This is a genomic window from Serratia sp. PF-27 (assembly GCF_030053255.1).
GTDB classification, from domain to species: Bacteria; Pseudomonadota; Gammaproteobacteria; order Enterobacterales; family Enterobacteriaceae; genus Serratia; species Serratia bockelmannii.
Genome location: NZ_JASGBT010000023.1, coordinates 329,203 through 338,779, shown reverse-complemented (window position 1 = coordinate 338,779; position 9,577 = coordinate 329,203). Strand labels below are relative to the sequence as shown.

General features: G+C 59.6%; 7 protein-coding genes and 1 tRNA gene. 4 read left to right on the top strand and 4 right to left on the bottom strand.

Annotated elements, in window-relative coordinates:
• Window positions 1–226: 226 nt before the first annotated feature.
• Both QMZ29_RS24845 and QMZ29_RS24840 read left to right on the top strand, forming a co-directional pair.
• Window positions 227–316, top strand: a tRNA-Ser gene (locus QMZ29_RS24845).
• A gap of 145 nt (window positions 317–461) precedes the next feature.
• On the top strand, window positions 462–1,157 hold the full coding sequence (locus QMZ29_RS24840; RefSeq protein WP_127146234.1) for a hypothetical protein: 696 nt from the start codon (window positions 462–464) through the stop codon (window positions 1,155–1,157).
• Between the two features lie 70 nt (window positions 1,158–1,227).
• On the opposite strand, the gene QMZ29_RS24835 is transcribed toward QMZ29_RS24840, so the two are convergent.
• Entirely contained in the window at window positions 1,228–1,584 is a 357-nt protein-coding gene (locus QMZ29_RS24835) for a helix-turn-helix domain-containing protein (RefSeq protein WP_025302436.1), read from the bottom strand.
• A gap of 299 nt (window positions 1,585–1,883) precedes the next feature.
• Between QMZ29_RS24835 and sdeA the strand changes: the two genes are divergently transcribed.
• Window positions 1,884–3,071 carry a multidrug efflux RND transporter periplasmic adaptor subunit SdeA gene (gene sdeA / locus QMZ29_RS24830; RefSeq protein WP_043141656.1) on the top strand — a complete coding sequence of 396 codons (1,188 nt, stop codon included), beginning with the start codon at window positions 1,884–1,886 and terminating at the stop codon, window positions 3,069–3,071.
• A 24-nt stretch (window positions 3,072–3,095) separates the two neighbouring features.
• The gene (gene sdeB, locus QMZ29_RS24825) at window positions 3,096–6,239 is read left to right on the top strand and encodes a multidrug efflux RND transporter permease subunit SdeB (RefSeq protein ID WP_043141659.1); all 3,144 of its coding nucleotides are present in this window, start codon (window positions 3,096–3,098) and stop codon (window positions 6,237–6,239) included.
• 65 nt (window positions 6,240–6,304) lie between these two features.
• Here the strand turns inward: sdeB and QMZ29_RS24820 are convergent, their stop codons facing one another.
• The 3 genes from QMZ29_RS24820 to QMZ29_RS24810 form a co-directional block, all read right to left on the bottom strand.
• Window positions 6,305–6,784, bottom strand: coding sequence for an RrF2 family transcriptional regulator (locus QMZ29_RS24820; RefSeq protein ID WP_025302433.1), 480 nt, complete (start codon window positions 6,782–6,784; stop codon window positions 6,305–6,307).
• Window positions 6,785–7,048: 264 nt separating this feature from the next.
• Window positions 7,049–7,585, bottom strand: a complete 537-nt coding sequence (locus QMZ29_RS24815) for a glycine zipper 2TM domain-containing protein (RefSeq protein ID WP_167325016.1) — start codon at window positions 7,583–7,585, stop codon at window positions 7,049–7,051.
• A gap of 357 nt (window positions 7,586–7,942) precedes the next feature.
• Complete coding sequence (locus QMZ29_RS24810) at window positions 7,943–9,247, bottom strand: NAD(P)/FAD-dependent oxidoreductase (protein WP_004928794.1); 1,305 nt, start codon at window positions 9,245–9,247, stop codon at window positions 7,943–7,945.
• Between the last annotated feature and the right edge of the window lie 330 nt (window positions 9,248–9,577).

Sequence of the window (9,577 nt, the reverse complement as noted above, 5' to 3'; positions counted from 1 at the left end):
CCCCCCCCTCAGCAACCGTGATTCCCATTTCCGCCGGTTATCCACGAGCCTTACTTCTGATTTTCTCACCCTTTCATGACTTCTGCCCTACCGTTCGCCGCAGTTTTCAGCAAAGTGCACACGGCTTGAGCGGACGAACAAAAACACAGAAATTATTCTTGACCGGATCGGCCCCACTCCCTATAGTAGCGCCCCGTTGCAGCGATGATTTCGCAACAAAAAATATGGTGAGGTGTCCGAGTGGCTGAAGGAGCACGCCTGGAAAGTGTGTATACGCGAAAGTGTATCGAGGGTTCGAATCCCTCCCTCACCGCCATATTCTACGAAGAAGCCTGAACTCACGTTCAGGCTTTTTTGTATGCATAGCGCACCGGCCAGAGAGCGCCCCCTCGACAGCGGCATAAGCTGTCGACCATAATGCCCTCATAAAGGTAGGCCAATGCGTAATGCAAGGGAGAAACGTGGCGCGTAAGAAGAAAGGCAATGCCCCGCGGCCAAAGACAGGCCCCGTTAAAGAAAAATCGAATAACCGTTTGGCGAAAGTATCGGCATTTTTGGTAGGCTCAGGGATTCTCATGGCAATATTGGGCGCCACCTATCAGTACTTCGCCGGCAGCGTTTCATTAGCTTTCGTTCAACCTGTCGGAAGAGCGTATGAGTTCCAACTGACGAATGACACGCCTTCGGATCGTACCGTAGCCTCCTTTCGCATCATTCCCCCCGACGTCCAGCAAGTGATCTACAAAGTCACCGAGGATGTCTATGCCACCCGCGACGAAAAAGGGCAGATCACCTTGCCGGGCGGTAACCAGAGTTATGTTCCCGCCGCAGAATTTAAAGAGCTTGATGGCCAGCGCTTATCCGCGAACTCCTCATTCAAGTTTCGCGTGCCGCCGCTTTCCAATCGCACCTGGATGGCGCCGGAGGCAGCCATCGTCGACATTCGCTATGAAATCGACTCGTCAAACCCTGTGCTTGCCGCTATTGAAAGCGTATTTAACGTCCTGGGTCTCCACACCCGCCAGCACACCGTTCGCTACCTGGTCATTGAGAACTACTGGACGCCTTCACGTTCAAACTCTCTCAACGAGGCGATTCGTATATTCTGCCGCGACAGCGACACGGTGGCAAAGTCAGGCAGTTGCGACAACTTTTGAATCCCCCACAGGTAAAGACAAAAAAGCCCGAACGCAAATTCAGGCTTTTTTATCCCCACTGCCCAACCGATCAGTGGTGCGTGCATCTCACCGACGTTGGCTGCGCCAACGCACGGCGCCAGTCGCCCGGCGTTTGGCCAAACTGGCGTTTGAAGCTGCGGTTGAATGACTGCTGTGAGTCGAAGCCGAGTGAGATCGCCACGCTGACGATCGGTTCGCCGCTGTTGGCCAAACGCTCCGCCGACACCTTCAATTTTTGCATACGGATATACTCCCCCAACGCGTAGCCGGTCTGGCGCTTGAACATGCGCTGCAGATGCCATTTGGAGTAGCCCGCGCGGTCCGCTACGGTGTTGATATCCAGTTTTTCTTCCAGATTGTTGTCGATCCACGTCTTCAAATCGGTAATGAAACCCGTCGTGTTCATGCTGATGCTCCCATCATTCGGCAGGGTCCCCCTCTGCCCGATGCACATACGTTGCAACAGTTTCGCTTTAAATGCAATTTTTATTATTGCATTTACCAGAAAGCCGCCTCTATACTCCACCCAATTAATGTAACCGATATTGATACATTAATGTGACACCAATATGTTTCAAAACCTAACGTTGGGCCATAACAAGGCACAACGCCCCTTCCGCCGAACGCAGGCATACATGAAGGGAAAGCCCGGAAAACAGGGCTGGGTATGGGGCCAGACAGCGCTTACTTATCGGAATAAAAATAATGGCAAATCAACCAAACTCATCGTTCAACGCCGGCGGCCGCACGCGCGCCTTCGCTCTGGGCCAGCGGCTCTCCGGGGTGGCGCTGCTGGCCGCCCTGCTCGCCGGGTGTGACAACAGCGTCGCGCACAACGCCCCGCCACCGCCGCCGGTGGTCAGCGCCGCCAGCGTGGTGGTCAAACCGATCAGCCAGTGGGATGCGTTCAATGGCCGGGTCGAAGCAGTGCAAAGCGTACAGCTGCGCCCGCGAGTTTCCGGCTACATCGAGCGGGTCAACTACACCGAAGGCGACGAGGTGAAGAAAGGCCAGGTGCTGTTCACCATTGACGATCGCACCTACCGCGCCGCGCGCGAACAGGCGCAGGCCGAGCTGGTGCGAGCGCGCAATCAGGCAACCCTGGCGCGCAGCGAATCTTCGCGCACCGAGAAGCTGATCGGCACCCAGGCCATCTCGCAAGAGGTGTGGGAACAGCGTCGTTCGTCCGCCGCACAGGCGCAAAGCAACGTGCTGGCGGCGCAGGCTCAGCTCGATATGGCGCAGCTTAATCTCGACTTTACTCGCGTCACCGCGCCGATCGATGGACGCGCCAGCCGCGCGATGATCACCGCCGGCAACCTGGTCACCGCTGGCGACAGCGCCAGCGTGCTGACGACGCTGGTGTCGCTCGATAAGGTTTACGTCTATTTCGACGTGGATGAAGCCACCTTCCTGCGCTATCAGCAGCAGGGCCGGCACGATGCCCGCCTGCCGGTGAAAGTTGGCCTGGTGGGTGAAGACGGCACCCCGCATCAGGGGCTGGTGGATTTCACCGATAACCAACTGAACGCCGGTACCGGCACCATCCGCATGCGCGCCCTGCTCGACAACCGCGATCGTCGCTTCACGCCGGGGCTGTTCGCCCGCGTGCAGATGCCCGGCAGCGCCGAGTTCAACGCCATGCTGATCGACGATAAAGCGGTGATGACCGACCAAAACCGCAAGTTCGTTTACATCGTCGATAAAGACGGTAAGGCACAGCGCCGCGACATCGACGTGGGCCGCATGGCCGAAGGATTGCGCATCGTGCAGAAAGGGTTAGCAAACGGCGATCGGGTGATCGTCGACGGCATGCAGAAAGTGTTTATGCCGGGCATGCCGGTCGACGCGAAAAGCGTCGCGATGACCACTACCGCTTCCGCACTTAACTAAGCTCCCAGCCGAGACTTCTGACCCATGGACTTTTCCCGTTTTTTCATCGACCGACCGATCTTTGCCGCGGTGCTGTCGATACTGATTTTTGTCGCCGGGGCGATCGCCATCCCGCTGCTGCCGATCAGCGAATACCCGGACGTGGTGCCGCCCAGCGTGCAGGTGCGCGCAGAATACCCGGGCGCCAACCCGAAAGAGATCGCTGAAACGGTGGCCACGCCGCTGGAAGAAGCGATCAACGGCGTCGAAAACATGATGTACATGAAATCGGTCGCTGGCTCCGACGGCGTGCTGGTGACCACCGTCACCTTCCGCCCCGGCACCGATCCCGATCAGGCGCAGGTGCAGGTGCAAAACCGCGTGGCGCAGGCCGAAGCGCGCCTGCCGGAAGACGTACGCCGCCAGGGCATCACCACTCAGAAACAGTCTCCGGCGCTGACGCTGGTGGTGCATCTGGTCTCGCCTTCCGGCAAGTACGATTCGCTCTACCTGCGCAACTACGCCACCCTGAAGGTCAAGGACGAGCTGGCCCGTCTGCCGGGCGTCGGCCAGGTGCAGATCTTCGGCGCCGGTGAATACGCGATGCGCATCTGGCTCGATCCGAACAAGGTTGCCGCGCGCGGGCTGACCGCCTCCGACGTGGTGAGCGCCATGCAGGAGCAGAACGTGCAGGTCTCCGCCGGCCAGCTGGGCGCGGAACCGATGCCGACGCGCAGCGACTATCTGCTGTCTATCAACGCCCAGGGCCGCCTGCAAACCGAAGAAGAGTTCGGCAACATCATCCTCAAAAGCGGCGACAACGGCGAGATTGTGCGGCTGCGCGACGTGGCGCGCATCGAAATGGGTTCCGGCAGCTACGCGCTGCGCGCCCAGCTCAATAACAAGGATGCAGTTGGTATCGGCATCTTCCAGTCGCCGGGCGCCAACGCCATCGAGCTGTCGGACGCGGTGCGCGGCAAGATGGCCGAGCTGGCAACCCGCTTCCCGGACGGCATGAGCTGGAAAGCGCCATACGATCCGACGGTGTTCGTGCGCGATTCGATCCGCGCGGTGGTGGATACCCTGCTGGAAGCGGTGATCCTAGTGGTGCTGGTGGTCATTCTGTTCCTGCAGACCTGGCGCGCGTCGATCATTCCGCTGTTGGCGGTCCCGATCTCCGTGGTCGGCACCTTCGCCGCACTGTATCTGCTCGGCTTCTCGCTCAACACCCTCAGCCTGTTCGGGCTGGTGCTGGCGATCGGTATTGTGGTGGATGACGCCATCGTGGTGGTGGAGAACGTCGAGCGCAATATCGAAGAGGGGCTGTCGCCGCTGGCGGCGGCGCACCAGGCGATGCGCGAGGTCTCCGGCCCTATCATCGCCATCGCCGTGGTGCTGTGCGCGGTGTTCGTACCGATGGCGTTCCTTTCCGGCGTCACCGGCCAGTTCTACAAGCAGTTCGCCGTCACCATCGCCATCTCGACGGTGATCTCCGCCATCAACTCGCTGACCCTGTCGCCGGCGCTGGCGGCGCGCTTGCTGAAACCGCACGGCGCGCCGAAAGATATGCCGTCGCGCCTGATCGACCGGCTGTTCGGCTGGCTGTTCCGGCCGTTCAACCGCTTCTTCGCCAGCGGTTCGCAGCGTTACCAGCACGGGGTGTCCCGCGTGCTGGGCCGACGCGGCGCGGTGTTCGTCGTTTACCTGCTGCTGCTGGCCGCCGCCGGGGTGATGTTTAAGACCGTGCCCGGCGGCTTTATCCCGACGCAGGACAAGCTGTATCTGATTGGCGGCGTGAAGATGCCGGAAGGCGCCTCGCTGGAGCGCACCGATGCGGTGATCCGCAAGATGAGCGCCATCGGTATGAGCGTGGACGGCGTCACCGATGCGGTGGCCTTCCCCGGCCTGAACGCGCTGCAGTTCACCAATACGCCGAATACCGGCACGGTATTCTTCGCGCTGGAGTCATTGAGCACCCGTACTCGCACCGCGGCGCAGATCAACGCCGAGATCAACGCGCGCATTTCGCAGATCCAGGAAGGTTTCGCCTTCTCGATCATGCCGCCGCCGATCCTCGGCATCGGCCAGGGTTCCGGCTATTCGCTGTACGTGCAGGATCGCGGCGGGCTGGGTTACGGCGCGCTGCAGACCGCGATCAACACGATGTCCGGCGCCATTATGCAAACGCCAGGCATGGGGTTCCCGATCTCCTCGTATCAGGCCAACGTGCCGCAGCTGGACGCCAAAATCGATCGCGACAAGGCCAAGGCCCAGGGGGTGCCGCTCAATGCGCTGTTCAGCACGCTGCAGACCTACCTCGGTTCATCTTACATCAACGACTTTAACCGTTACGGCCGCACCTGGAAGGTGATGGCGCAGGCCGACGGCCAGTTCCGCGACAGCGTGGAAGACATCGCCAACCTGCGTACCCGCAACGACAAAGGCGAAATGGTGCCGATCGGCAGCATGGTCAGCATCGGCACCACCTACGGCCCGGATCCGGTGATCCGTTATAACGGCTTCCCGGCGGCGGACCTGATCGGCGATGCCGACCCGCGCGTGCTCTCCTCTACCCAGGCGATGGGTGCGCTGACGCAGATGGCCGATAAGCTGTTGCCGAACGGCATGAACATTCAGTGGACCGATCTGAGCTATCAGCAATCGACCCAGGGCAACGCCGCGCTGGTGGTGTTCCCGGTAGCGGTGCTGCTGGCGTTCCTCGCGCTGGCGGCGCTGTATGAAAGCTGGACGCTGCCGCTGGCGGTGATCCTGATCGTGCCGATGACCATGCTGTCGGCGCTGTTCGGCGTGTGGCTGACCGGCGGCGACAACAACGTGTTCGTGCAGGTCGGTCTGGTCGTTCTGATGGGGCTGGCCTGTAAGAACGCCATTCTTATCGTCGAGTTCGCCCGCGAGCTGGAAATGCAGGGCAAAGGCATCGTCGAAGCGGCGTTGGAAGCCTGTCGCCTGCGGTTGCGCCCGATCGTGATGACCTCCATCGCCTTCATCGCCGGCACCATCCCGCTGATCCTCGGCCACGGCGCCGGCGCCGAAGTGCGCGGCGTCACCGGCATCACGGTGTTCTCCGGCATGCTGGGGGTCACGCTGTTCGGGCTGTTCCTGACGCCGGTGTTCTACGTCACCCTGCGCCGCCTGGTGGCACGCAAGGCACAGCCGCAAACGGCGTAATCATCGTCTTAACATGCAAAAAGGTCGGGCATTGCCCGACCTTTTTTTATGCATGCGAACCGCGATTATTTATCGGCGGTTTCAGCCTCTTGCGCAGCGGCGTACTCCGCACAGGCGCGCTTGTCGCCCCGCTCCAGTTCGGCCAGCGAATCGGCCACGGTGTGGCGCGCCAGCACCGCAAGCGAAGCCTGTTCGGCCTCGTTTACCACCGACTTGAAATACCAGCAGGCGTTGGCGCTCACCAGGCAGCGAGCCGGCACTTCAGGACGGGAAGCCCAGATGCGCTTGTCGTCGATCACCGCCAGGTAGATGTCCCGCAGGGTGATCTCTTCCGCCGGGCGGCCGAGGTGGATAGAGCCGTTTCGGCCCAGGGTGGAAACGATGATGCCGTCTTTGGTCAGCGGGACCATCAGTTTGCGGATAAAGCTGGGGTTGGCTTCCAGAGCGGCGGCGAGGGTGGCGCTTGTCGAACGCATGCCCTGCTTCTCAGCTACGGCGACGCTAAGGACCATTTGCAACGCTGTCGGAAAGCGAAAATCTAACATGTCGTTATCTCTGCGAGACGAAATACTCGGGTTTGACCGGTGTGGCGATTGGCGCCGATAACACCGCTTAATTGCACAATAATATAACAAACGCGGGGGCTTTTTTGAAGTTTTGCCCAGTGATATCGCACGCAGACATTAGAACGATCGCAAATTCTTAGACAGGCAAAAAACAGAAACCCGCGTCAATGTTAACGCCGCTCGCTTAACCGGGTTAAACGATCAGAACTAACACTGCCCGCGGGTTTAATTTGAATGTGGCGATCAGGCTCTGTTCAGCACCAGCTGACCGTTTTTGTCCAACGGGATTTGCGTGCCCGGATCGTGATCCATGCGGATCTTGCCCTGCTGATTGCCGATCTTGTAGGTCACGTCATAGCCCAGCATTTTCTGGGACTTGTCGTAGACCGTTTTGCAACGCTGCTGAACGCTGGTGCTGACGTCGTTGTTCTGCATCGCCCCTTGCACCTGGTTACCGGCATAGCCGCCACCCAGTGCGCCGACCACGGTCGCCACATCGCGTCCGCGACCGCCGCCGAACTGGTGGCCAATCACGCCGCCCGCCACTGCGCCCAACACAGAACCGGCGATGCGGTTTTCATCCTGCACCGGTGCACGGTGCGTAACGGTGACGTTGCGGCATTCCTGACGCGGCGTTTTGATGGTTTCTTTAATCGGCGTTGCGGCGAGCACCTGCGCATATTGCGGACCGGCAGAAAAGACGTCGAGGCTGGCTACCGCGGCAATCCCCAGAGCGGCAGCGACACCAATTCCAACACCGGCTAACATTGACTTGTTCACAGGAAACCTCCTGAAAGTGTTACCACGCATTTTTTCCGGGGTCTGTTACCGGCATGGCACCGCGCTTATTATTTTGCGCATGGGCGGCTTGCGGTATCCCGGTTTACGGCGTGCGCGACGCGCCGTCTGTAAACGAGATAAAGTCTGCACAATGATCTGAGGACCCGCAATAAGACAAGAGGACCAAAAATGCGGGAAAACGGCTGTTTTCCCGTTGTTTAGGAGGAATCTTAAGAATTTTACCCATACCGACGACAGCTTATGCTGAAGAATCAAACAACCGCCGCCGATCGCCTCGCGCCGCCATAAAAAAACCCGCGCGGGCGAACCGGCGCGGGTTGGTCGACAAAGGCAGGATCAGTGCATCTTCAAACGCGGGCGGATCACCCGGTTGATGCCGCCCACCAGCATCATCAGGCCGGTTTTGATGTAGCCATGCAGCGCCACCTGGTGCATGCGGTACAGCGAGATGTAAACAAAGCGCGCGATGCGCCCTTCCACCATCATCGAGCCGCGCATCAGGTTGCCCATCAGGCTGCCGACGGTGCTGAAGCGCGACAGCGACACCAGCGAGCCGTGGTCTTTATACACGTATGGCTTCAGCGTCTGGCCGTTCATCAGCGCCAGGATATTGGTGGCGCAGCGCGAGGCCATCTGGTGTGCCGACTGGGCGCGCGGCGGCACGAAACCGCCGCCCTCTTTCGGGCAGGAGGCGCAGTCGCCGATGGCGAAGATGTTCGGATCGCGCGTGGTCTGCAGCGTCGGCTCCACCACCAGTTGGTTGATGCGGTTGGTTTCCAGGCCGCCGATATCCTTCATGAAGTCCGGCGCCTTGATGCCGGCCGCCCACACCATCAGATCGGCGTCGATAAACTCGCCGCCCTTGGTGTTCAGGCCTTTGGCGTCCGCGCTGGTCACCATGGTATTGGTCAACACGCGCACGCCCAGTTTGATCAGCTCCTGGTGCGCGGCGGCGGAAATGCGCGGCGGCAGCGCCGGCAGGATGCGCTCGCCGGCTTCCACCAGCGTCACGTTGAGCGCGCTGTTGTCCAGACCTTCGAAACCGTAGCTGTGCAACTGCTTCACCGCGTTGTGCAGTTCGGCGGACAGCTCAACGCCGGTGGCGCCGCCGCCGACGATAGCGATGTTGACTCGCTCTTTTTGCCCCGGCTGCGCCGAGAACTTCAGGAACAGGTTGAGCATTTCGTTGTGGAAACGACGTGCCTGATGTGGGTTATCCAGGAAGATGCAGTGCTCTTTCACGCCCGGCGTACCGAAATCGTTCGAGGTGCTGCCCAGCGCCATCACCAGGATGTCGTACGGCAGTTCACGCGCCGGCACCAGCTCGCCGCCCTGCTCGTCGCAGATCTGCGCCAGCTGCAGCGTTTGCGTTTCGCGGTTGATGTTGGTCAACGACCCCAGCTGGAAGCTGAAATGGTGATTGCGCGCGTGCGCCAGGTAGCTGAGCGCATCCACGCCGTCATCGAGGGAACCGGTTGCCACTTCGTGCAACAGCGGTTTCCACAAATGGCTGTGGTTGCGATCCACCAGCGTGATCTCCGCTTTGTTCTTGCGGCCAAGTTTATGGCCCAGGCTGGTCGCCAGCTCCAGACCACCGGCGCCGCCGCCAACAATAACGATTTTCTTCTTTGGCGTTGTCAAAATAACCCCCTAAATGTGAACCATTTGTTATCCCAGGGTAAATAAATAATATCCTTAGAATACATAGGGTTCGCGTAAAATAAATCGGCTCTCTGAAGCCAGAATAGCATGTGAGGTTATTTGGTCATACCAAAATTGACGTACATCAATTTTTTTTGGTTAAAGGCTGGACGAGGGGATTTTTTGGGGATTGCGATTCAAATAGTTAGCGCTGAGTCACAGTTTTAAATTTTGCCGATTGCCACGCAAAATCTGGCTTTGACGCACAAAAAAGCCGCACTTTCCGTCGGTGAAAAACGGGGAGAGCGGCTCGCGGCAGCGTTATGAAAC

Coding starts and splice junctions, on each gene's coding strand:
- QMZ29_RS24835 (WP_025302436.1), bottom strand. CDS start 1,584: ATGAACACGACGGGTTTCATTACCGATTTGAAGACGTGGATCGACAAC.
- sdeA (WP_043141656.1), top strand. CDS start 1,884: ATGGCAAATCAACCAAACTCATCGTTCAACGCCGGCGGCCGCACGCGC.
- sdeB (WP_043141659.1), top strand. CDS start 3,096: ATGGACTTTTCCCGTTTTTTCATCGACCGACCGATCTTTGCCGCGGTG.
- QMZ29_RS24820 (WP_025302433.1), bottom strand. CDS start 6,784: ATGTTAGATTTTCGCTTTCCGACAGCGTTGCAAATGGTCCTTAGCGTC.